General features: G+C 67.3%; 22 protein-coding genes. 17 read left to right on the plus strand and 5 right to left on the minus strand.

Going from position 1 to position 21667, the window contains the following annotated elements; translation table 11 throughout:
* Nucleotides 1-42: 42 nt before the first annotated feature.
* Nucleotides 43-768, plus strand: coding sequence for a SapC family protein (locus ABAZ39_RS22980; RefSeq protein WP_040136102.1), 726 nt, complete (start codon nt 43-45; stop codon nt 766-768).
* Nucleotides 769-852: 84 nt separating this feature from the next.
* On the opposite strand, the gene ABAZ39_RS22985 is transcribed toward ABAZ39_RS22980, so the two are convergent.
* Both ABAZ39_RS22985 and ABAZ39_RS22990 read right to left on the minus strand, forming a co-directional pair.
* Complete coding sequence (locus ABAZ39_RS22985) at nt 853-1572, minus strand: hypothetical protein (RefSeq protein ID WP_051658429.1); 720 nt, start codon at nt 1570-1572, stop codon at nt 853-855.
* A gap of 162 nt (nt 1573-1734) precedes the next feature.
* The gene (locus tag ABAZ39_RS22990; RefSeq protein WP_040136104.1) at nt 1735-2106 is read right to left on the minus strand and encodes a hypothetical protein; all 372 of its coding nucleotides are present in this window, start codon (nt 2104-2106) and stop codon (nt 1735-1737) included.
* Nucleotides 2107-2438: 332 nt separating this feature from the next.
* Here ABAZ39_RS22990 and ABAZ39_RS22995 point away from each other — a divergent pair, with 332 nt between their 5' ends.
* Nucleotides 2439-3893 carry a TrkH family potassium uptake protein gene (locus ABAZ39_RS22995; protein WP_040136105.1) on the plus strand — a complete coding sequence of 485 codons (1455 nt, stop codon included), beginning with the start codon at nt 2439-2441 and terminating at the stop codon, nt 3891-3893.
* Here the strand turns inward: ABAZ39_RS22995 and ABAZ39_RS23000 are convergent.
* Nucleotides 3868-5505, minus strand: a complete 1638-nt coding sequence (locus ABAZ39_RS23000; protein ID WP_051658430.1) for a lysylphosphatidylglycerol synthase domain-containing protein — start codon at nt 5503-5505, stop codon at nt 3868-3870. The two genes, ABAZ39_RS22995 and ABAZ39_RS23000, sit on opposite strands and share 26 nt — an antisense overlap.
* A gap of 107 nt (nt 5506-5612) precedes the next feature.
* Here ABAZ39_RS23000 and ABAZ39_RS23005 point away from each other — a divergent pair, with 107 nt between their 5' ends.
* The 6 genes from ABAZ39_RS23005 to ABAZ39_RS23030 all read left to right on the plus strand — a co-directional run bounded on the left by ABAZ39_RS23005 (nt 5613) and on the right by ABAZ39_RS23030 (nt 12070).
* Complete coding sequence (locus ABAZ39_RS23005) at nt 5613-5852, plus strand: hypothetical protein (protein WP_040136107.1); 240 nt, start codon at nt 5613-5615, stop codon at nt 5850-5852.
* A gap of 131 nt (nt 5853-5983) precedes the next feature.
* Nucleotides 5984-7972 (plus strand): BCCT family transporter, encoded by a 1989-nt coding sequence (locus ABAZ39_RS23010; protein WP_040136109.1) that lies wholly within the window; start codon nt 5984-5986, stop codon nt 7970-7972.
* Between the two features lie 187 nt (nt 7973-8159).
* Nucleotides 8160-9818: a sensor domain-containing diguanylate cyclase gene (locus tag ABAZ39_RS33320; RefSeq protein ID WP_051658431.1), complete on the plus strand. Its 1659-nt coding sequence runs from the start codon at nt 8160-8162 to the stop codon at nt 9816-9818.
* Nucleotides 9819-9902: 84 nt separating this feature from the next.
* Nucleotides 9903-10292, plus strand: a complete 390-nt coding sequence (locus tag ABAZ39_RS23020; protein ID WP_014241905.1) for a hypothetical protein — start codon at nt 9903-9905, stop codon at nt 10290-10292.
* A 94-nt stretch (nt 10293-10386) separates the two neighbouring features.
* Nucleotides 10387-11151, plus strand: coding sequence for a histidine phosphatase family protein (locus ABAZ39_RS23025; protein WP_040136111.1), 765 nt, complete (start codon nt 10387-10389; stop codon nt 11149-11151).
* Nucleotides 11152-11161: 10 nt separating this feature from the next.
* A complete protein-coding gene (locus tag ABAZ39_RS23030) occupies nt 11162-12070 on the plus strand; it encodes an NAD(P)H-hydrate dehydratase (RefSeq protein ID WP_198129129.1) in 909 nt (302 codons plus the stop codon).
* A 25-nt stretch (nt 12071-12095) separates the two neighbouring features.
* Here the strand turns inward: ABAZ39_RS23030 and ABAZ39_RS36605 are convergent, their stop codons facing one another.
* Entirely contained in the window at nt 12096-12269 is a 174-nt protein-coding gene (locus tag ABAZ39_RS36605) for a hypothetical protein (RefSeq protein ID WP_167555932.1), read from the minus strand.
* A gap of 241 nt (nt 12270-12510) precedes the next feature.
* Between ABAZ39_RS36605 and ABAZ39_RS23035 the strand changes: the two genes are divergently transcribed.
* Both ABAZ39_RS23035 and ABAZ39_RS23040 read left to right on the plus strand, forming a co-directional pair.
* A complete protein-coding gene (locus tag ABAZ39_RS23035; protein ID WP_040136113.1) occupies nt 12511-12762 on the plus strand; it encodes a type II toxin-antitoxin system ParD family antitoxin in 252 nt (83 codons plus the stop codon).
* A 3-nt stretch (nt 12763-12765) separates the two neighbouring features.
* Nucleotides 12766-13113 carry a type II toxin-antitoxin system RelE/ParE family toxin gene (locus ABAZ39_RS23040; RefSeq protein ID WP_040136115.1) on the plus strand — a complete coding sequence of 116 codons (348 nt, stop codon included), beginning with the start codon at nt 12766-12768 and terminating at the stop codon, nt 13111-13113.
* 30 nt (nt 13114-13143) lie between these two features.
* Here the strand turns inward: ABAZ39_RS23040 and ABAZ39_RS23045 are convergent, their stop codons facing one another.
* The gene (locus tag ABAZ39_RS23045; protein ID WP_051658432.1) at nt 13144-14451 is read right to left on the minus strand and encodes an MFS transporter; all 1308 of its coding nucleotides are present in this window, start codon (nt 14449-14451) and stop codon (nt 13144-13146) included.
* A gap of 210 nt (nt 14452-14661) precedes the next feature.
* On the opposite strand from ABAZ39_RS23045, the gene cyoA reads away from it, so the two are divergent.
* From cyoA to ABAZ39_RS23080, 7 genes are all read left to right on the plus strand, one after another.
* A complete protein-coding gene (gene cyoA, locus ABAZ39_RS23050) occupies nt 14662-15849 on the plus strand; it encodes a ubiquinol oxidase subunit II (protein WP_040136118.1) in 1188 nt (395 codons plus the stop codon).
* Nucleotides 15850-15862: 13 nt separating this feature from the next.
* Nucleotides 15863-17869: a cytochrome o ubiquinol oxidase subunit I gene (gene cyoB, locus ABAZ39_RS23055; protein WP_040136121.1), complete on the plus strand. Its 2007-nt coding sequence runs from the start codon at nt 15863-15865 to the stop codon at nt 17867-17869.
* Between the two features lie 3 nt (nt 17870-17872).
* A complete protein-coding gene (cyoC, locus tag ABAZ39_RS23060; RefSeq protein ID WP_040136122.1) occupies nt 17873-18508 on the plus strand; it encodes a cytochrome o ubiquinol oxidase subunit III in 636 nt (211 codons plus the stop codon).
* Nucleotides 18505-18915, plus strand: coding sequence for a cytochrome o ubiquinol oxidase subunit IV (gene cyoD / locus ABAZ39_RS23065; RefSeq protein ID WP_014241895.1), 411 nt, complete (start codon nt 18505-18507; stop codon nt 18913-18915). The genes cyoC and cyoD overlap by 4 nt, the downstream gene beginning before the upstream one ends.
* Nucleotides 18912-19646, plus strand: coding sequence for an SURF1 family protein (locus tag ABAZ39_RS23070; protein ID WP_200474785.1), 735 nt, complete (start codon nt 18912-18914; stop codon nt 19644-19646). The genes cyoD and ABAZ39_RS23070 overlap by 4 nt, the downstream gene beginning before the upstream one ends.
* Before the next feature lie 183 nt (nt 19647-19829).
* Entirely contained in the window at nt 19830-21104 is a 1275-nt protein-coding gene (locus tag ABAZ39_RS23075) for an ATP-binding protein (RefSeq protein ID WP_040136124.1), read from the plus strand.
* Entirely contained in the window at nt 21094-21627 is a 534-nt protein-coding gene (locus ABAZ39_RS23080; RefSeq protein ID WP_040136126.1) for a response regulator transcription factor, read from the plus strand. Before ABAZ39_RS23075 ends, ABAZ39_RS23080 begins: the two co-directional genes overlap by 11 nt.
* Nucleotides 21628-21667 lie beyond the last annotated feature (40 nt).

The raw sequence follows: 21667 nt of genomic DNA on the forward strand, positions 1-21667 counted from the left end.
GCGCCTTCCCCCGGCAGACCTTTACCCTTTGGATAGCGAACGATGACCGAACCGACCCTGCCCCTGTTCTACAAGAGCCCCCGCCCGCTGGTGGCCGCCCGCGACGCCGATCTGTCGCTGCGGACCGAGCCGAACTTCGCCTTCGCGGCCACCACCAACTCGGTGCCGCTGATGGCGGCGGAGTTCCCCGCGGCCTGCAAGCAGTTCCCGATCCTGTTCTCGGAAGGCCCGACGGCTCAGCCGGTGGCTCTGCTCGGCCTGCGCAGCGGGGAGAATCTGTTCGTCGACGCGAACGGCGCGTGGGAGGAGGGGACCTACATTCCCGCCTACGTCCGCCGCTATCCGTTCATCTTCCTGGAGAGCGAGGACGGGGCTCAGCTCACCCTGTGCGTCGACGAGGCGGCGGACTCCGTCGTTCCGGGCCGGGACAACCCCTTCTTCGTGGACGGGCAGCCTTCCGCCCTGACCAACAACGCCCTGGAGTTCGTCAAGGAAGTCCAGGCCCAGAACCTGTTCACCACCCAGTTCGTCGAGGCGGTGGTCGCCGCCGGCCTGATGTCGGAGAAGCGCGCCGACATCACCCTGAACAACGGCGAACGGCTGAGCCTCGCCGGCTTCAACGTGATCGACGAGGCAGCCTTCAACCGGCTTCCCGCCGAGACGCTGGTGGAGTGGCGCGACCGCGGCTGGCTGGGGCTTGTCTACGCCCACCTGATCTCGGTCAGCAGCTGGTCGGGGCTGGTCGACCGCCTCGCCCTCCGGGGCTGATCCGGTCCCGCTTGGCGGAAACGGGAAGGGCGGCGCCACGATGGCGCCGCCCTTTTTCGTTCCGGACCGGCGGAGGGCCGGCGATCAGAAGCCCTTCTCGATCTTGAAGACGTCCGGCTCGTTCGGCTTCTCGATGTAGGAGAGCTGAAGCGACGGCGGCAGGGCGGGGGTGTCATCGGAGGGCTTCGGCGGGACCGCGAGGGTCAGCAGGCTCATGCGCCCCTGGCTGTCGGTGCCGCGGAAGACCACCACCTGCGATCCGTCGCCGACCGGCGCGTTGAGCAGCATGCCCTCCTGCCGGTAACCCTGTCCCACGAAATAGTTGCGCAGGGCGTTGGCGGCACCGACCAGGGCGTTGGGATCGACCTTCGGATTCACCGCGCCGCCCCACAGGATGTTCACCTGGAACAGCTTCTGCGTCGAATGGCCGAGGATGTAGGCGACGACCGCCGGGCCGGCACCGGTCTGCAGGTCGTCGACCTTCACGATCAGGCTGGTGGTCCGCTCCGTCGCGTTGGTCTCGCGGCGGATGTCCTTGCCCTCGATCTTGAAGTCCTTGGTGATGGCCTTCGTGACCTCGTCACCGGTCATGCCGAAGCGCGCGGAGCGGAAACCCGTAACCTTGGCGGCGGGGGCCGCGTCGGGTGCGGCGTTGGGCGCGGCGTTGGGCGTTGTGGCCGGGGCGGTCTGGGCGGCGGGGGCGGGGTTGCGGTCGGTGGTTGCGGCTTGGGCCGCGCCTGAGAGGGCTCCGGCCAGGGCAAGGGCGGCAAGGGACAGCCCCAGGGCCGGTCGGTGAAACGGCATAATGGAAACTCCACAGGACATCGAAGCCATTCGGTCGGCGGATCAAGGCAAATACAGCCGTTCGCCCCTTTTCTGGACGAGGCGACCGGCCAAATGCGGTTGCTTCGAACGACAGTTTAGCAAAATCCAACCCGGTTCCGGGGGTGAATTATGGCCGGATTGTCATGTCCTTTTTCCGACGCGGAAGGCGCCGGCGAAGTTCTGTACCTTGTCCGACGATACCGAGAGCAGCGCCTTCATGACCGCCGCCGGGCGCCGCGCCTGTGCGACGGCGATCTCAGCCACGAGGCGCTCCAACGCCGGGGTCGCGCTGCGGTAGCGGATGCGATGCTCCCCATCCGTATCGATCAATCCAGCCTGTTTAAGATTCGCCAAGACTTCCTGGAGGATGAGCGTGCTGCTGCGCGATTCGCGAATGAGTTCGTCCGAATTCCATGCCTGACCCGGATCACGCCGTAAAATCAGCAGAATCTCCAGAGTCCACACCGTCTTGATCGAATGCTGAAGAAAGATCAGGGCATCGTCCGAAAGCACGCCGCCAGTCCATTGTCTGTTCCAGTTCCCCGCGGGTCCCGGTCATCCGGGAAGGCTCGACGATTTGAGCCGTACGTCGGGGCGGAGTGTGCACAGGATGCCCGCCGCCGTCCAGCCCCACGCCCCTCTTTGCGGGGGCGCATCCGGCCCGATTCCAGACATCTTTCAGGGTAGAAGGGCACTCACTGGGCTGGTCGGCGGTCCTTCCCTGGCCCAAACAGGCCATATGGGGTAATTCATTGGGAAAATCGCCCTGCGGCGTGCTTCGGGCATGCCGAAGCGTCGCAATCGTGACAACTTAGGCCGCAATTCCGATCGGCTATGGCCCGTGCATGACTGGTTTCGACACCCGCCCCGTCTTCTTCATCATCGGCGCGCTTCTCAGCGTCCTGGCCGTTGCGATGCTGCTTCCGATGTCCGTCGATCTGGCGGCCGGCAACCCGGACTGGATGGTCTTCGCCATCGCCTTCGCCCTGACCCTGTTCTTCGGCGTCCAGTTCATGCTGGCCAACCGCATGGACCGGATCGCGCTGAACCTCCGGCAGGCCTTTCTGCTGACCGCCCTGTCCTGGGTGGTCATCTGCGCCTTCGCCGCTGTGCCTTTCATGGTGTCGCAGATCGACCTGTCGGCGGCCGACGCCTATTTCGAGGCGATGTCGTCGCTGACCGCCACCGGGGCTACGGTGATCTCCGGGCTGGACGGTCTGGCGCCGGGGCTGCTGCTGTGGCGGTCGCTGCTGCAATGGCTGGGCGGCATCGGCATCATCGGCATGGCCATCGCCATCCTGCCCTTCCTCCAGGTCGGCGGCATGCAGCTCTTCCGCTCGGAATCCTCCGACCGGTCGGACAAGGTGACCCCGCGGGCCAGTGACCTCGCCATCGCGGTGGGCTGGATCTACCTGTGCCTGACCGCGGTCTGCACGGTGATGCTCGCCTATGCCGGGATGTCCTGGTTCGACGCCGTCAACCACGCGATGACCGCGGTGTCCACCGGCGGCTTCTCCACTCGCGACGCGTCCATCGCCAGCTGGAACAGCCCGGCCATCGAGTGGGTGCTGGTGATCTTCATGGTGCTGGGCGGCATGCCCTTCGTCCGCTTCATCAGCCTTGCCCAGGGGCGGGCGGCCAGCTTCTGGGCGGACACGCAGATCCGCTGGTATCTCGGTTTCCTCGCGGCGGTGTCCTTCGGAATGTCGGTCTGGCTGACGCTGACGCGGGGCGTGCCGTGGGACGACGCCATCCGCGTGACCACCTTCAGCGTCGTCTCGGTGGTCACCACCACCGGCTACGCCTCCATCGACTATGAGCGGTGGGGGCCGTTGGCGTCGGTGGTCTTCTTCATCCTGACCTTCGTCGGCGGCTGCACCGGATCGACCTCGGGCGGGCTGAAGATCTTCCGGTTCGAGATCCTGTTCATCGTGCTGCGCGCGCTCCAGCGCCGCCTCTACAGCCCCAATCTGGTGATCCCGCTCAACTACAACGGCAAGCCGGTCAGCGCCGACGTGATGATCTCGGTGATGAGCTTCGGCTTCGTCTACCTGATGTCGGTGTTCGTGCTGGCCTTCGTCCTGGCCTTCCTCGGGGTCGACGTGGTGTCCGCCCTGTCGGGGGCGGCGACGGCGGTCAGCAACGTCGGCCCCGGCCTCGGCCCGACCATCGGGCCGGTCGGCAACTACGCCACCATGCCGGATGGCGCCAAATGGGCGCTGGCCGCCGGCATGCTGCTGGGGCGGCTGGAGTTCTTCACCATCCTGGTCGTGCTCAGTCCGTCCTTCTGGCGGCGGTGAGGGGGCCGGGGGGCTTCTCCTCCTGCTCCCGTTCCTGCGGGTCGCGGCTGGCTGCCGACACCAGATGGACGAGCGCAGCGCCGAGCGCGATCACCCCGACCGCCACCGACGCCCGCAGGAAGCGGGAGGCGTCGCCGTGCAGGGTGAAATGCCACCACAGCTCGTCGCTGAAGGCGATGTGCTTGTAGGAGAACAGGCCGAGCCAGAAGGCGCTGGCCAGCGCCACGCCGGTCGCGATGAACCAACTCGGCGTCAGGGGGTTGCGCAGGATGTTGCCGCGGCGGTGGAACTCCTTGCGGGCCGGCAACAGGGCCAGGAAGATCAGCCCCGGCACGATGGCCTCCGGCCAGTCGCCGCCCTTCAGCAGGGCGGAGGCGCAGCCGGTGGCCAGCAGCACCAGCGACAGCACCCAGGCGGCGTGCAGCCGCCGCTGCACCGCGTGGGCCAGCAGGATCAGCAGCACCCCGGCGACGCTGCCGGTGAAGTGCGACATCTCCACCAGCGGCAGCGCCGTGGCGTCGAAGGGGGCGGGCAGCGTTTCCTCCGGCGTGGCGCGCGAGAACAGCAGGAAGGCCCCGGTGATGAAGATGCAGGCGGCCAGCACCAGCGGCACCGCCGGGCTGATGGCGGCGGAGATGCCCCGCGACAGCCCGCCGATGCGGCGCCGGGCCTGAAAGGCCTCCACCCCGCCGAACATCAGCCCGGCGATCACCAGCGGCGCCAGATAATAGATCAGGCGGAAGACCAGAAGCCCCGCCATAACGTCGTTGCCGGGCATGGCCGGGGTCAGGCTGACCAGGACGATGGCGTCGAACACGCCCAGCCCCCCCGGCACATGGCTGATGATGCCGGCGACCAGCGCCAGCCCGAAGGCGACCAGCACGTCGGCGTAGCTCACCGCGTCGCTCGGCGGCAGGCAGAGATAGAGGACCAGCGCGGCCAGCGACAGGTCGCACAGCCCGAGCAGGAGCTGCCGAACCGCGATGGACGGGCGGGGGAAGGCGATGGCGTGCCCGAACACCCGCAGCGGCCGGCGCAGCCAGAAGCCGCCCACCGCGTAGGCCACCAGGATCACCAGCGCCGCCAGCCCCAGCAGGAAGGCGCTTCCCGGCGGGACGTGCAGCGCCTTCAGCGCCGTGGGGTCAATCAGCATGACCACCGGCATCACCGTCGCCAGCCCGAGCATAAAGGTGGTGACGACGAACAGCGTCACCTGCGCCACCTCCACCCCGCCCAGCCCATGCGGCGCGTAGAGGCGGTAGCGCACGGTCGCCCCGATGATGCTGGCGAAGCCCAGGCTGTGGCTGAAGGCGTAGCTGGTGAAGGCGGTGAAGGCCACCCAGCGGTAGGGAAGGGGCCGCCGCAGGTGGCGCAGGGCCAGCAGGTCGTAGAGCGTCAGCAGCCAGTAGCTGACCGCCGCCGCCGCTGAGGCGGCGAGAAGCTGCACGCCCGTGATGCGGTTCAGCGCCTGCCGGATGTCGGCGACGCTGTACTGCTCCAGCCAGCGGTTCAGGATGACCAGCGCCCCGGCCAGCAGGGCCAGGATGAGCACCCCCGTGCCGTAGCGCAGGAGCCGCTGGGTCCAGGTCGGGGGGCTTTCGGTGTGGGCCATGGCTGACAGGATCGCTCCAGGCGCCTAGGATGACGGGGCTTCGGACAAGAACAACACCGCGCAACGAAAAAGCGCATGGCCGGTCAGGGCTCTTCGGGAGGCAACGGATGCATCTTGTGCTTTATCTCGCCACCGGCCTGTCGGGGACCAACACGCTGATCCTGCTGCTCGCCTATCTCTGGGACAGCTCGGTGACGCTGTTCGGCGGCGCCACGGGCTACGACCTGCGGCCGGATGGTGTGTCCTTCACCTTGTCGCTGTTCACCACGGTCCTGCTGGCTTGGTACGCGCTGGTCCTGCGGCGGCGCCTGCGGTCGGAACGCAAAGGCGGCGCCCGCCCGGAATAGCCGGTGCGGCCGCCGAGCGTCGGAAGCATGAGCGCGGCATTTTTTGGAAACTCCGGCCGGGTTGATCCGTTGTGGGGGCCAAGACGCCGCGCCTCGGATTCGGGTGCGCTGCCCGGACCCGGAGAAAAACCATGCACGGGATCAACAAAACCGTCTCCTTCACCGCAGCAGGGCTGATTCTCCTGTTCGTCCTTCTCGCCAGCGTCTTCACCGAACCATTCGGGGCGCGCATTTCCGTTCTTCAGTCGGCCATCGTCGGCAACTTCGGCTGGTTCTACATACTGTCCGTGGCGGGATTCCTCTTATTCGCTCTTTGGTTGTTTTTCAGTCCCTACGGGTCGATCAAGCTCGGCAAGGACGATGACGAGCCGGAATTCAGCTACCTGACGTGGTTCGCCATGCTGTTCAGCGCCGGCATGGGGATCGGCCTGCTGTTCTACGGCGTGGCGGAGCCGGTGCTGCATTTCGCCAACCCGCGCGTCGGCGAGGCGGGAAGCCCCGATGCGGCGCGGGAGGCGATGAATCTGGCCTTCCTGCATTGGGGGCTGCACGCCTGGGGCATCTACATCACGGTCGGCCTGTCGCTGGGCTATTTTGCCTACCGGCACGACCTGCCCCTGACCATCCGGTCGGCGCTCTACCCGCTGTTGGGCGACCGGCTGAGCGGCTGGCCCGGCCATCTGGTGGACATCGTGGCGATCGTCGGCACGCTGTTCGGCATCGCCACCTCGCTTGGGCTGGGGGTCATGCAGATCAACGCCGGGCTCGATTACCTCGGGCTGGTCAGCATCGGGACGATGCAGCAGATGGTGCTGATCGCCGTCATCACGGCGATCGCCACCGCCTCGGCGGTCAGTGGGGTCGGGCGGGGCATCCGCCGGCTCAGCGAGCTGAACATGCTGGCGGGGTTGCTGCTCCTGCTGTTCGTCTTCCTGCTCGGCCCGTCGGTGTTCCTGCTGTCCACGCTGGTGGAAAGCATCGGGCGTTACCTGTGGACCTTGCCCTACACCAGCTTCCGCACGCTGCCCTACACCGGGGCGGAGTGGCAGGCGAGCTGGACGATGTTTTACTGGGGCTGGTGGATTTCCTGGGCGCCCTTCGTCGGGATGTTCATCGCGCGGGTGTCGCGTGGCCGCACCATCCGTGAATTCATTGGCGGCGTGCTGTTCGCTCCGGTGGCGCTGACCTTTGTCTGGTTCACCGTGTTCGGCGAGACGGCGATCCATATGGAGATGTTCGAAGGCGGCGGCATGGCGGCGGCGGTGCAGGAGAACGTGCCAACGGCCCTGTTCGTCATGCTGGACCGCCTGCCGCTCAGCGTGATCACCTCGGCCCTGGCGACGCTGATCGTCGTCACCTTCTTCGTCACCTCCGCCGACTCCGGCGCCTTGGTGATCGACATCATCGGGTCCGGCGGCAACCAGGACCCGCCCATCGCCACGCGCATCTTCTGGGCGGTGCTGTCGGGCGTGGTGGCGGCGGTGCTGCTTCTGGTCGGCGGGTTGCAGGCGCTTCAGACGGCGGCGGTGACGACGGCGCTGCCCTTCGCGGTGGTCATGGTGCTGATGTGCGTCGGGCTGGTGACCAGCCTGCGGGCGGAGCGCCGGGCCGGGCCGGGCCGGCGGGTGGCGCGGGTGCCCACCGCGTCGGAGGGCGGCGCCCCGGTGCAGCCGGTGGGCGACGGCGACTGGCGCCAGCAACTGGCCGCCGTGATCGGGCGCAAGGGAGCCATCGCGGCGGCGGCTCCGCCCGGTGCCGCCGTGGCGCGGCGCGAGGTCGCCCGCTTCATCGCCGACACGGTCGAGCCGGCCTTCCGCGACATCGCGACGGAGTTGGAACGGCTGGGCCGCCGGGCGGTCATCGAGGTCGGCCCCTTCAACGCCGGGCTGGCCGTCCTGCGCGACGGGGAGGAGGAGTTCAGCTACGACATCCGCGCGCGGGCCTACCACCCGCTGACCTTCGCCTTTACCGATCTGAAGGAGGCTGACGAACGGTGGCAGATGCGCGTCGAGGTGATCCTGCGTGGCGGCCTGCACAAACAATTGTTGCCGGCGCTCGCCGGGCGGGAAGCAATCGTCCGCGACTTCGTGCAGGAGTATGGAAAATGGCGGGGCTGGTGAAAGCGCGCGGCCTCTCGCGGTAGCAGGAGAAGATTGCCTCGAATTATGCTAGAAAGCCGTCCGGTGCTTTCTTCGTGCCGAGGCGGCGGCGACCACCATGGGTCATCAGGCGGATCAAAACCAGTCCGGGGTCGGCGCTCCCGGCGGGGAGGCGTGCGCGTCGGCGGACCGCCCGGTGACAGCCCCAATGACCGTTGCCGACCTTCCCCTGCTCGACGCGCTGTGGGCGCCGGTCTGGCTGCATGACAGCGGCCGCGGGCGGATGGTCTGGGGCAACCGCGCCGCCCTGGAGCTGTGGAACGCCGCGTCGCTCGCCGACTTCCAGGGCCGCGAGTTTGGCAGCCAGCCGGAGGGGGCGCCCCGGGCCGAAGGGGAATCGGTGGCGGGGCGCTGGACCTTCTACCCCAAGGGGCGTCCGGTGAGCGCCTGGGTGCGGCGCAGCGGCATGGCGCTGCCGGACGGGAGCCTGGGCATCCTGCACGAGGCGCAGCTCGCCGCTCCCGTGGCCGATCCGGACCATGGCGGCACCGACACCGAGGCGCTCGACCGCGAGCGCGCCATGCTGCAAAGCCTGATCGACTCGATGCCGGACATCGTCTTCTTCAAGGACGTGAACGGCACCTACCTCAAGGTCAACCGGGCGATGCTCGACTATGCGGGGCGGCCGCCGCTGGGGCTGACCGACCATCGGCTGTTCGACGCGGAGACCGCGGTGCGGCGGCGGCGGACCGACCAGATCGCCATGCAGAAGGGCTTCTCCCGCAGCGAGGAATGGTTCGTCCATCCCGACGGCCGCCGCGTGCTGATGGAGACCGCCAAGGCCGTCTGCCTCGACCGCAGCGGCAAGATGCTGGGCGTCGTCGGCATCGCCCGCGACATCACCGAGCGGCGGCAGACGGAGAAGCAGCTTCTGAGGCAGCACGCCCTTTTGCAGGGGATCATCGACACCATCCCCGACGCCGTCTTCTTCAAGGACCGGGACGGCGTGCTGCGCAAGGCCAACCGCGCCTTCGCCTCCTGGACCGGGCGCCCCCTGGAGCAGCTGATCGGGTTGGACAGTCACGAGATATGGCCTCACGAGATGGCCGACGGCATCCGCGCGGGCGACGCTTCGGTCTATGCCGAGGACCAGCCGCGGCGCAACGAGGAGAGCATCCCGCTGCCCGATGGCGGGCGGATCTGGGTGGAAATCCTGAAGGCGCCGATTCGCGACGCCGGCAACGAGCTTCTCGGCCTGGTCGGCGTCGGACGGGACATCACGCTCCGTAAGGCCGCCGAGGAGGATCTGCGGCGGAGCGAGGCGGAGAAGGACCACCTCGCCAACCACGACGCCCTGACCGGCCTGCCCAACCGCCGCCTCCTCTTCGACCGGCTGGACGTGGCGCTGGCCCGGTCGCGGCGCTCCGGGCGATCCTTGGCCCTGCTGTTCATCGACCTGGACGGCTTCAAGGCGGTCAACGACCGGATGGGGCACGACTGCGGGGACGAGGTGCTGCGCATCGCCGCGGCGCGGATCGCTGGCTGCCTGCGGCGCAGCGACACGGTGGCCCGCGTCGGCGGTGACGAGTTCACCATCGTGCTGGAGGATGTGACCTCCGCCGCGGACGCCGGGGGCGTGGCGGCGAAGATCGTGGAGGCGGTGGCGCTGCCCATCCCGGTGCAGGGCCCGTTCCAGACAGACACCGCCGTGATCGGCGCCAGCGTCGGCATCGCCCTGTCCCCCGCCGACGGGTCGGACGCCCGCAGTCTGCTGGTGGCCGCGGACGGCGCGATGTACCGGGCCAAGCAGGCGGGCCGCGGCACCCACATCTTTTACAAGGACATTCCCCGCAGGAATCCGGACTGACCGGGTGCGGAATCCGCTTGCGGAGTCAGAACAAAAGAAGAACAATACCCACCTGACCGGTTCTTGACGGGAGAGGATGGGATCATGTTCGTATGCGTCGATGGTGACCGCACCACCCGCCTGCGCCAGTGGGCCTGGCTCGACATCGGTGTCGGTATGGGCAGTGCCGGGACAGGTCCCGGCGAACGCCGCCTCGTCGGCTGGAGCGTCACGGACGAGGCGTGGCTCGTTTCCGAACCCATCGGCGTGGTCGCCACCAGCCCGCTGGGTCGTCCGCCGGGTTGGGCGGTGACCGACAACCACCGCCGGTATCTGCTCGAACAGCCCGGCCTGCCCCATGGGGACGAGCCGCTTGCCGCCATCGACTGCCTGCGGGCGAACGGCAGCCTCGACCCGACGGCCCCCATCAGCATCGTGCCCTGGCGCCCCGGCAAGTCCACCGCCGAACGCATCTTCGAGCGCCGGACGGCCTGATCGTGGCCTGATCGCACAAAGACGCGCCGCTGCGTGACGGAACGGCCTTTTTCCCGTTGAAAGCCTTGGTTGAGGCGGGAAGGGGTCGTTCACCATGCAGCAGCGCTGGCCGCAAAGGTTGTGGATCGTCCGTCACGGGGAAAGCGCCGGCAACGTCGCGCGCGACGCCGCCTACGCCGCCGGGGTGGGGCGGATCGACATCGCCGAGCGTGACGTCGATGTGCCGCTCAGCCGCCAGGGGGAGCAGCAGTCCGAAGCGCTGGCGCGCTGGTTCGCCGCGCTGCCGCCGGGCGAGCGGCCCGACGTGGTGCTGACCTCCCCCTATCTGCGGGCCCGGAGGACGGCGGAGATCATCCACGCCGGGGGTGGCCTGCCGGTCGAACCCACGGAATTCGTGGTGGACGAACGGCTGCGCGAGAAGGAGTTCGGCATCCTCGACCGGCTGACCGCGCTGGGCATCGCGCAGGAGCATCCCGAGCAGGCGGAGTTCCGCCGCATCCTCGGCAAATTCTACTTCCGCCCGCCGGCTGGCGAGAGCTGGTGCGACGTGATCCTGCGGCTGCGCAGCGCGCTCGACACCATCAGCCTGCACCATGGTGGGCAGCGCGTGCTGGTGGTCAGCCATCAGGTCGTCGTGCTGTGCCTGCGCTACCTGCTGGAGGGCATGACGGAGGAGCAGATCCTCGCCATCGACCGCGAGGGCGACGTGGCGAATTGCGGGGTCACCGAATACGCCTTCGATCCCGCCCAGGGGCACAGTGGGCGAATGCAGCTTCGCCGTTACAACTTCGTCGCCCCGCTGGAGGTGGCCGGAGCGCCGTTGACCACCGAACCCGACGCCAATACGGCCGTCCGATGAGCGCCATCCGATGAACGATTTTCCGATGAACGACTCGATCCCGGTCACCCGCGACTTGCTGCGGTCCATGCCGCTTCCGCACCCCGGTGACAGTGCCGACAAGGACGGACGGGGCCGGGTGCTGGTCATCGGCGGCAGCGTGGAGGTGCCGGGCGCCGTGCTGCTGGCTGGGACGGCGGCGCTGCGCGCCGGGGCGGGCAAGCTTCAGATGGCGACCTGCCGCAGCGTGGCCCCGCATCTCGGGCTCGCCGTGCCGGAGGCGCTGGTGCTCGGTCTGCAGGAGACGGCGGAGGGCGGCATCGCCCCCGACTGCGTGGATATGTTGTGCGAACGGGCGGCCCGCTCCACCGCGGTGCTGATCGGTCCCGGCATGATGGACAAGCTTGCGGTCGCCGACCTGACCGGCGCGCTGATCGCCGGGCTGGACGGGGAGGGCGGCCCTGTTCTGGTCATCGACGCCGAAGCGCTGATGGGCCTGGACAACGCCAACGAAGCGCTGTGTCGCCGCGGCGGCCGGACGATCATCACGCCGCACGCCGGCGAGATGGCCGGCTTGTCCGGAGTCAGCCGGGAAGAGGTGGAGACCGATCCGCCCGCCGCCGCCCGCCGCGTTGCGGACCTTCACAAAGTGATCGTCGTGCTGAAAGGGGCCTGCACCCACATCGCCACGCCGGACGGGCACATGTGGGCCTATGACGGCGGCAATGTCGGGCTTGCCACCTCGGGGTCGGGCGACACACTGGCGGGCGTCATCGCCGGGCTGGCCGCGCGGGGCGCCGACCCGGCCCAGGCGGCGATCTGGGGTGTCCATCTGCATGGCGAGGCCGGCAACCGTCTGGCCCGCCGCGGCCCGCTGGGTTTCCTGGCCCGCGAGCTGCTGGCCCAGGTGCCGGAGATCATGGCCGAACTGTCGGCCTGAGACCGCCGGCCTCGAAACGCCAGTCTCAGAACACCAGCTTGGCGGCTTGGTAGAGGACAACCCAAGGAGCGGCGATCAGCCCACCCCACAGGGCGACCAGCGGCAGGCCGCGCAGCTTCTTGGCCGGGGCCGGAGCGGTGAGGGGGAGCGGGAAGGAAACGGTCTCGGTGGTGCCGACAGCGGGATTGTACTGGGACATGATGACCTGCCGATCTGTGTGTAAGGGCAGGATGCGCGCCGATCTCTTAACGACGATTAAAGTCGGGGGTAGCCGGCGTGCGGGATTCCGGCGTACCGCCGCCGGGTATAGAAGCGCGTTCGAGTGGGAAATTTCGGAGACCGTTCCAGAGGTTCGCCTGCAGGCCCGCTTGAAGACCCCGGGTGGCTTGACAAAGATTGCCAATCGTCCCGAAATGTCCTTCGGAGGAAGGAGGTGGTCCATGCCGACCATGAACATCAGCCTGCCCGAAGCGCTGGCCGCCTTCGTCGAGCGGGAGGTGGCAAGCGGCGGCTACGCGTCGCAGAGCGAAGTCGTGCGCGAGGCGCTTCGCCTGCTCCATCGGGAAAAGGCGGTCGAGCTTGAGAAGCAGGAGATGCTCCGGCGCGCCATCCTGGTGGGCGTTGACGATTGGAAGGCTGGCCGTCTGGACGACCGCCCCATTGCCGACATCCTGAACGACATCGAGGATTGATCCGTGGTCGCCTACCGCGTCACTGATGCGGCGAAGCGGGACTTTGCAATGGTCCTGCGGGAAACCAGGGAGCGATTCGGCGCGCAGCAGAGAGATATTTACAAGGCCTTGATCGCCAAGGCGGTCGAGATGGTTGCCGCAAACCCTGCCAGGGGCGGCTCCTGGGACCGTGGGCGCATTGTGCCGGGCCTGCGCGCCTTTCACCTGGACCATGCCGCCGGCCGGCACGGCGCTGCGGCCCACACGCTTTATTACGCCATGGACCAGCAGGCCGGCGAGCCGCCGGTCGTCGTGATTCTTCGCCTATTGCATGAAAGGATGGAACCGGACCGCCGCATCCCGCAAGGATGAGGCTGATCCGGTTCCCGACGCTCGTTCAGGTCACTTGGCCAGCGTCTTGTTGAGCCACAGGGCCAGCAACGTGCAGACCGCGCCCGACAGCAGGTAGGCGCCGGCCGAGAACAGGCCGTAGTTGGCGGACAGCACCAGCGCCACCAGCGGCGCGAAGCCCGCCCCGAACAGCCAGGCGAGATCCGAAGTGATGGCCGCGCCGGTGTAGCGGTAGCGCTGGGTGAAGCCCGACGCGACCACGCCCGACGACTGGCCGAAGGACAGGCCCAGGATCACGAAGCCGACGATCATGAAGACCAGCTCGCCCAGCGGCCCGCCGTTCAGCAGCAGGGGCGCCACGCCGCTGAACACGGCGATGGCCGCGGCGCAGCTCCCCAGCAGGGTGCGGCGGCCGATGCGGTCGGCGATCCAGCCGGAGGCGATGATGGCCCCCAGCCCGAAGAAGGCCCCGACCACTTCGATCAGCAGGAAGTCCGCCGGCGTGTCCTGCGTGTAGAGGAAGATCCAGGACAGCGGGAAGACGGTGACCATGTGGAACAGCGCAAAGCTGGCCAGCGGGGCGAAGGCGCCCAGAACGACGCGCATGCCCTCGTTGCGCAGCATCTCGGTCACCGGGACCGGCTGAAGCTCGCGGCTTTCGAACAGGTGGGTGTATTCCGGCGTCACCACGATTCGCAGCCGCGCGAACAGCGCCACCACGTTGATGGCGAAGGCCACGAAGAACGGATAGCGCCAACCCCAGCTGAAGAAATCCTCCGCCGACAGGTTGCCGGCGAAATAGGCGAAGAGGGCGCTCGCCACGATCAGCCCGATGGGGGCGCCGAGCTGCGGAATCATGGCGTACCAGCCGCGGCGGCTCTCCGGCGCGTTCAGCGCCAGCAGCGAGGCGAGGCCGTCCCAGGCGCCGCCCAGCGCCAGACCCTGGCCGATGCGGGCCGCCGCCAGCAGCCAGATCGCCGCCGCGCCGATCTGCTCGTAGCTCGGCAGGAAGGCGATGGCGACCGTCGAGGTTCCCAGCAGGAACAGGGAGAGGGTCAGCTTGGCGCCGCGCCCGTGTGCGCGGTCGATCGCCATGAACAGCATGCTGCCCACCGGGCGGGCGACGAAGGCCAGCGCGAAAATCGCGAAGGACCACAACGTTCCGGTGAGCGGGTCAAGATAGGGAAAGACCAGCTTCGGGAAGACGATCACCGAAGCGATGGCATAAACGAAAAAATCGAAGAATTCGGACGTCCGTCCGATGATGACGCCAATCGCGATTTCACCGGGATTCACCCGGTGGTCGCGGGCATTGACCAATCTTGCATCCCGTTCGGTCGCCGTGGTCGATGATCCCATGGTCCCCCCACCGTCTGGCAATTGCGTCAGAGGGAATTAAATAGGCACCGCAACGGCATTCTGCCACGCCCATGGACGCATTGCCTTGATGTGCGTCAATGGCGGCGCGGAATCGCGGCGCATTGGACAAATTGTCCAATGTCCGACCCGGCCCGTGGGGGTTAGCTCTTCGCCCAAATCCAAAGCGAACCCCTGCTGACAGGTCCTGCCTTGACCCGTTTCCGCGCCTTGGCCCTCTTGCCGCTGATGGCGGTTTTGAGCGGCTGCAACCTTGTGGTGATGAGCCCGTCCGGCGACGTGGCGAGCCAACAGGCCAACCTCATCACCATTTCCACCCTCCTGATGCTTCTCATCATCATTCCGGTGATGGTGCTGACGGTGCTGTTCGCGTGGCGCTACCGCCAGTCGAATAGCACGGCCCAGTACGACCCGGATTGGGACCATTCGACGCAGCTGGAGCTGGTGATCTGGGCGGCCCCGCTGCTCATCATCATCTGCCTGGGCGCCCTCACCTGGATGGCGACCCACCTGCTCGACCCCTACCGCCCGCTCGACCGCATCGCCGCCGGGCGCCCGGTTCCGGCCGATACCAAGATGCTCGACGTCAACGTCGTGGCGCTCGACTGGAAGTGGCTGTTCATCTACCCGGAATACGGCATCGCCACGGTGAACGAGGTGGCCGCCCCGGTGGACCGCCCGATCCGCTTCAACATCACCTCCTCCACGGTGATGAACTCCTTCTACATCCCGGCGCTTGCCGGGCAGATCTACGCCATGGCCGGCATGGAGACGAAGCTGCACGCCGTCATCAACGAGCCGGGCAGCTACAAGGGCTTCTCCGCCAACTACAGCGGCGCCGGCTTCTCGCACATGCGCTTCACCTTCCACGGTCTGGCCGCCGACGGCTTCGACAAGTGGGTGGCGGACATCAAGGCGGGCGGCGGCAAGCTCGACCGCGACGGCTACCTCCAGCTTGAGCGCCCCAGCGAGAACGAGCCGGTGCGCCGCTACGGCGCCGTCGACTCGGGCCTGTTCAGGGCCATCGTCGGGATGTGCGTCGAGCCGGGCAAGATGTGCATGCACGACATGATGGCCATCGACGCCAAAGGGGGCCTCGGCCTGGCCGGCATCGACAACGTGATGCCGCTGATGCACGACAAGCTGTCCCGCCGCGGCACCGCGGTTCTCGGCCCGGCGCCGGTCTATGTGGCGGGCATCTGCTCGACCGAGGAACTGACCGGCCGCGCCGTCGAGTCGTCGCTGGGCGTGCTGAACGCTCCCGCCGACGAGTCTCCGATTTCCGGTCCGATTTCCGGCGCGGGTCTGCCGCGCTCCTCCATCACGCCGATCTCCGCGCCCGCCCCTGCGTTCGGGCCGCGGCTGACGGCCAATCCCTGAGCGGCCTACCGCCATGATCGACACATCGACCGTCGCCACCCATCCGCTCTTCGGGCGTCTGACCCTGGAGTCCTTCCCCTATCACGAGCCCATCGTGGTCGCGACCTTCGTCGCGGTCGTGCTGGGCGGCATCGCGCTCGTCGCGGCGCTGAGCTATTTCCGGTTGTGGGGCTATCTCTGGAAGGAGTGGTTCACCACCGTCGACCACAAGCGCATCGGCATCATGTACATGGTGCTGGGCCTGGTCATGCTTCTGCGCGGTTTCGCCGACGCCATCATGATGCGCCTCCAGCAGGCCATGGCCTTCGGCGGCAGCGAGGGCTACCTCAACGCGCACCATTACGACCAGATCTTCACCGCCCACGGCGTCATCATGATCTTCTTCGTGGCGATGCCCTTCGTCACGGGTCTGATGAACTACGTGGTGCCGCTGCAGATCGGCGCCCGCGACGTGTCCTTCCCGTTCCTGAACAACTTCAGCTTCTGGATGACGGTGGGCGGCGCGGTGCTGATCATGGTCTCGCTGTTCGTCGGCGAGTTCGCGCGCACCGGCTGGCTGGCCTACCCGCCGCTGTCCAACATCGCCTACAGCCCTGAGACGGGTGTCGACTATTACATCTGGGCGTTGCAGATCGCCGGTGTCGGAACAACTTTGTCCGGCATCAACCTGATCTGCACGATCGTCAAGATGCGCGCCCCCGGCATGACCATGATGAAGATGCCGGTCTTCACCTGGACGTCGCTCTGCACCAACGTGCTGATCGTCGCCTCCTTTCCGATCCTGACCGCCACGCTGGTCCTGCTGTCGCTGGACCGCTATGTCGGCACGAACTTCTTCACGAACGATCTCGGCGGCAGCCCGATGATGTACGTGAACCTGATCTGGATCTGGGGCCACCCGGAAGTCTACATCCTGATCCTGCCGGTCTTCGGCATCTTCTCCGAAGTCACCTCGACCTTCTCGGGCAAGAAGCTGTTCGGCTACACCTCCATGGTCTACGCGACGGTGGTCATCACGATCCTGTCCTACCTGGTGTGGCTGCACCACTTCTTCACCATGGGGTCGGGCGCCAGCGTGAACTCGTTCTTCGGCATCACGACGATGATCATCTCGATCCCGACGGGTGCGAAGATCTTCAACTGGCTGTTCACCATGTACCGCGGCCGCATCCGGTTCGAGCTGCCGATGATGTGGACCGTCGCCTTCATGCTGACCTTCGTGGTCGGCGGTATGACGGGCGTGCTGCTGGCCGTTCCGCCGGCGGACTTCGTCCTGCACAACAGCCTGTTCCTGATCGCCCACTTCCACAACGTCATCATCGGCGGCGTGCTGTTCGGCCTGTTCGCCGGCATCTACTACTGGTGGCCCAAGGCCTTCGGCTTCCGCCTCGATCCCTTCTGGGGCAAGGTGTCCTTCTGGTGCTGGGTGATCGGCTTCTGGGTCGCCTTCATGCCGCTCTACGTCCTCGGCCTGATGGGCGTCACCCGCCGCCTGCGCGTGTTCGAGGACCCGTCGCTGCAGATCTGGTTCCAGATCGCCGCCGTCGGCGCCGTTCTGATCGCGGCGGGCATCGGGGCCTTCCTCCTCCAGATCGCCGTCAGCGTCTGGAAGCGCCGTGAACTGGTCGACCGCACGGGCGATCCGTGGGACGGCCGCACCCTGGAATGGGCGACCTCCTCGCCGCCGCCGGACTACAACTTCGCCTTCACGCCGATGATCCACGACAACGACGCGTGGTGGGACATGAAGAAGCGCGGCTACAAGCGTCCGCTGGGCGGCTACAAGGCGATCCACATGCCCAGCAACAGCGGCACCGGCGTGATCCTGGCCGGGATCAGCGTGGTCCTCGGCTTCGCCCTGATCTGGTACATCTGGTGGCTTGCCGCGGTGAGCTTCGTCGCCCTGCTGGCGACCGCCATCCACCACACCTTCAACTATCACCGCGACTTCCACATCCCCGCGGACGTGGTGGTGCGGACCGAGAACGAGCGGACCCGTCTCCTCTCCGGGCAGGTGTAAAGCATGAGCACGACCCTGACAGCCGAGCGGAGCCGCAGCCAGGCTCCGGTCTTCCACGTGGTGGAGGAGCACGCGCACCCCGAAGGCTCCAGCACCATGCTGGGCTTCTGGATCTACCTGATGAGCGACTGCCTCATCTTCGCGGTGCTGTTCGCGACCTATGGCGTGCTCGGCGGCAACTATGCCGCCGGGCCGTCGCCCAAGGACCTGTTCGACCTGCCGCTGGTGGCGCTGAACACCGCCATGCTGCTGTTCTCCTCCATCACCTATGGCTTCGCCATGCTGGCGATGGAGAAGGGGCGGGTATCGCAGACCCAGCTGTGGCTGGCGGTGACCGGCCTGTTCGGCGCCGCCTTCCTGGCGATCGAACTCTACGAGTTCGCCCACCTGATCCACATCGGGGCGACCCCGCAGCGCAGCGCCTTCCTGTCGTCCTTCTTCACGCTGGTCGGCACCCACGGCCTGCACGTCACCTTCGGCCTCGTCTGGCTGGTGACGCTGATGGTCCAGGTCAACAAGCGCGGCCTGATCCCGGCCAACCGCCGGCGCCTGATGTGCCTCAGCCTGTTCTGGCACTTCCTGGACGTCATCTGGATCGGCGTCTTCACCTTCGTCTATCTGATGGGAATGCTGCGATGAGTTCTCACGCCGAACATCATTCCGGGCATCATGGGGCCGGCCATCATGGTGGCGATCACCATGGTCACGGGGAGCATGAGGGCGCCCACGGGACGCTCGGCAGCTACCTGATCGGCTTCATCCTGTCGGTGATCCTGACGGTCATTCCCTTCTGGCTGGTCATGGACGGGACGATCCTGGACAAGAACATGACCGCGATGGCGATCATGGCGCTCGCCGCCGTCCAGGTCGTCGTCCACATGATCTTCTTCCTGCACATGAACGGACGTGCGGAAGGCGGGTGGACCATGCTGTCGCTGATCTTCACGATCATCGTCGTGGTCATCATGCTGGCCGGTTCGCTGTGGGTGATGTACCACCTGAACACCAACATGATGCCGATCCACGACCCGAGCCAACTGCCGTGACCGGCACGGCGACCCACCGTCCGCGCCGGGGGCTGATCCTTCTCGGCGTCCTGGCGCTGGCGGGAGTCGCCGTCTTCACGTCGCTCGGCGTCTGGCAGGTCGAGCGGCTGTTCTGGAAGCTGGACCTGATCCAGCGGGTGGAGGAGCGGGCGCAGGCCGCGCCCGTTCCCGCCCCCGGCCCGGAGGACTGGCCCGCCGTCACGGCGGCCAGCCAGGAATACCGGCGGGTCGGCGTCACCGGGCGCTTCCTGAACGACAAGGAAACGCTTGTACAGGCGGTGACCGAGCGGGGCGGCGGCTTCTGGGTGCTCACCCCCTTGCGCACCGACCGCGGTTTCACCGTCCTGGTCAACCGGGGCTTCGTGCCGCCGGAGCGGCGCAGCACCGACAGCCGCCCCGACGGGCTGATCGATACGGACACCACCGTCACCGGCCTGCTGCGGGTGACCGAGCCGGGGGGCGGTTTCCTGCGCTCCAACGATCCCGCACAGGATCGCTGGTACTCGCGCGACGTGGCGGCCATCGCGGCGGCCCGAAGCGTGACGGATGCGGCCCCCTACTTCATCGACGCCGAGGCCAGCCCGCCGGGCGGGTCTCCGGTTGGCGGACTGACCGTGTTGAAGTTCAGGAACAACCACCTCGTGTATGCGCTGACGTGGTTCGCCCTGGCGCTCATGCTGATCGCTGCATCGCTCTATGTCGCGCGCAGTGAACGGCGCCGCCGGGGTTGAAGAAGTAATCTCTTTTTCTTCATGGTCTTTCGCCGGGTGAGAAAAGTCCTCTCATGGCCTCTTCCGCCATGCTTTTTTGTGCTATTAAGTCCGTCCGGAATCCGTGGCAAGGCTGCCAAGCCGGAGTATCGTGCCCATATAACAGGGGACCGAAGGAAGCCGGCGAAGGGCCAGACGTTTTCCGTGCGCGACACCACCGACAAGAAAAACCTGTTCCTGCTGGTGCAGTTGCGCTGGCTCGCCGTCGCCGGGCAGGTGGTGACGATCCTGATCGTGCACTACCAGATGGGCATCACCCTGCCGCTCGACCAAATGGGCGCGGTGATCCTGTTCCTGGTCGCGCTGAACATCGCCAGCGTCCTGCATCTGCGCCGCCAGACCTCGGTGTCGAACACCCAGCTTTTCCTGGAGCTGCTGATCGACGTGTCGGCGCTCACGGTCCAGCTCTACCTCAGCGGCGGTGCGTCCAACCCCTTCATCTCGCTCTACCTGCTGCAGATCACCCTGGGGGCGGTGCTGCTGGAGGCGTGGTCGGCCTGGGCGCTGGTGCTGGTCGCCACGGCCTGCTTCACCTTCCTGATCGGCGCCTACCGCCCGCTGGCCCTGCCGCCGGGGTTGGATGGGCTTCTGCTGGGGCTGCACATCCAGGGCATGTTCCTGTGCTTCGTGCTGACGGCCAGCCTGATCGTCCCCTTCATCACCCAGATCACCCGCAACCTGCGCGCCCGCGATGCCCATCTGGCCGACCTGCGCCAGCGCTCCATGGAGGAGGACCACATCGTGCGCCTCGGCCTGCTCGCCTCCGGCGCCGCGCATGAGCTGGGAACGCCGCTCGCCACGCTGTCGGTGATCGTGAACGACTGGCGGCGGATGCCGGTGGTCAAGGGCGATCCCGACATGGCCGAGGACATCGCCGAGATGCAGAACCAGATCGACCGCTGCAAGGCCATCGTGTCGGGCATCCTGCTGTCCTCCGGCGAGGCGCGGGGGGAGGGGACGCTGCGCACCACGGTGACCGCCTTCCTGGACGATCTGGTGGCGGAGTGGAAGGACAGCCGCTCCCCGGCCTGCGTCGATTACGACAACAGCGTTCGCTCGCGGGAGGGGATCATCTCCGACCTCGCGCTGAAGCAGGTGATCTTCAACGTCCTGGACAACGCGCTGGAGGTGTCCCCCGGCTGGGTCGGCATCGCCGCCGGGCGGCAGGGGGACAGCCTCGTCCTGACCGTCAACGACGCCGGCCCCGGCTTCGAGGAGCGGATGCTGGCGGAATTCGGCAAACCCTACCGGTCGAGCAAGGGGCGGCCCGGCGGCGGGCTTGGCCTCTTCCTGGTGGTCAACGTGGTGCGCAAGCTGGGCGGCTCGGTCGCCGCGCGCAACCGCCCCGGCGGCGGCGCGTCCGTCACCATGACCCTGCCGCTCGCCGCCCTGTCCGCGGGAGAGAGCCATGGAGACTGACCGTTCCCTCGTGCTGGTGGAGGACGACGCCGCCTTCGCCAAGGTCCTGCGCCGTTCCTTCGAGCGCCGGGGCTATCAGGTCTACTGGTGTGACAGCCTGGACGGGTTGCGGGCTCTGCTGGAGACGGTGCCCTTCGCCTACGCGGTGGTGGACCTGAAGCTGGGCAACGGCTCCGGCCTGGAGTGCGTGCGTGAGCTGCACGACAACGACCCTGAGACGCGGATCGTCGTCCTGACCGGCTTCGCCAGCATCGCCACGGCGGTCGAGGCGATCAAGCTCGGCGCCTGCCATTACCTCGCCAAGCCGTCCAACACCGACGACATCGAGGCGGCCTTCGAGCGCACGGAGGGCGATCCCTCCATCGCGCTGGGGGCGCGGGCGACCTCGCTGAAGACGCTGGAGTGGGAGCGCATCCACGAAACCCTGGCGGAAACCGGCTTCAACATCTCCGAAACCGCCCGCCGCCTGGGCATGCACCGGCGCACCCTGGCCCGCAAGCTGGAGAAGAAACAGGTGCCCTGAACCGGCTTTCCCCTGTCCAGTCGGTCAAAGGATGCGCATG

The sequence above is a fragment of the Azospirillum argentinense genome, from assembly GCF_000632475.1.
In the GTDB taxonomy this organism is placed as follows: Bacteria; Pseudomonadota; Alphaproteobacteria; order Azospirillales; family Azospirillaceae; genus Azospirillum; species Azospirillum baldaniorum.

Excerpts from the sequence above, each read along its gene's own strand:
- ABAZ39_RS22980 (WP_040136102.1), top strand. The coding sequence starts at position 43 with ATGACCGAACCGACCCTGCCCCTGTTCTACAAGAGCCCCCGCCCGCTG.
- ABAZ39_RS22985 (WP_051658429.1), bottom strand. The coding sequence starts at position 1,572 with ATGCCGTTTCACCGACCGGCCCTGGGGCTGTCCCTTGCCGCCCTTGCC.
- ABAZ39_RS22995 (WP_040136105.1), top strand. The coding sequence starts at position 2,439 with ATGACTGGTTTCGACACCCGCCCCGTCTTCTTCATCATCGGCGCGCTT.
- ABAZ39_RS23000 (WP_051658430.1), bottom strand. The coding sequence starts at position 5,505 with ATGGCCCACACCGAAAGCCCCCCGACCTGGACCCAGCGGCTCCTGCGC.
- ABAZ39_RS23005 (WP_040136107.1), top strand. The coding sequence starts at position 5,613 with ATGCATCTTGTGCTTTATCTCGCCACCGGCCTGTCGGGGACCAACACG.
- ABAZ39_RS23010 (WP_040136109.1), top strand. The coding sequence starts at position 5,984 with ATGCACGGGATCAACAAAACCGTCTCCTTCACCGCAGCAGGGCTGATT.
- ABAZ39_RS33320 (WP_051658431.1), top strand. The coding sequence starts at position 8,160 with ATGACCGTTGCCGACCTTCCCCTGCTCGACGCGCTGTGGGCGCCGGTC.
- ABAZ39_RS23020 (WP_014241905.1), top strand. The coding sequence starts at position 9,903 with ATGTTCGTATGCGTCGATGGTGACCGCACCACCCGCCTGCGCCAGTGG.
- ABAZ39_RS23025 (WP_040136111.1), top strand. The coding sequence starts at position 10,387 with ATGCAGCAGCGCTGGCCGCAAAGGTTGTGGATCGTCCGTCACGGGGAA.
- ABAZ39_RS23030 (WP_198129129.1), top strand. The coding sequence starts at position 11,162 with ATGAACGATTTTCCGATGAACGACTCGATCCCGGTCACCCGCGACTTG.
- ABAZ39_RS36605 (WP_167555932.1), bottom strand. The coding sequence starts at position 12,269 with ATGTCCCAGTACAATCCCGCTGTCGGCACCACCGAGACCGTTTCCTTC.
- ABAZ39_RS23035 (WP_040136113.1), top strand. The coding sequence starts at position 12,511 with ATGCCGACCATGAACATCAGCCTGCCCGAAGCGCTGGCCGCCTTCGTC.
- ABAZ39_RS23045 (WP_051658432.1), bottom strand. The coding sequence starts at position 14,451 with ATGGGATCATCGACCACGGCGACCGAACGGGATGCAAGATTGGTCAAT.
- cyoB (WP_040136121.1), top strand. The coding sequence starts at position 15,863 with ATGATCGACACATCGACCGTCGCCACCCATCCGCTCTTCGGGCGTCTG.
- cyoC (WP_040136122.1), top strand. The coding sequence starts at position 17,873 with ATGAGCACGACCCTGACAGCCGAGCGGAGCCGCAGCCAGGCTCCGGTC.
- cyoD (WP_014241895.1), top strand. The coding sequence starts at position 18,505 with ATGAGTTCTCACGCCGAACATCATTCCGGGCATCATGGGGCCGGCCAT.
- ABAZ39_RS23080 (WP_040136126.1), top strand. The coding sequence starts at position 21,094 with ATGGAGACTGACCGTTCCCTCGTGCTGGTGGAGGACGACGCCGCCTTC.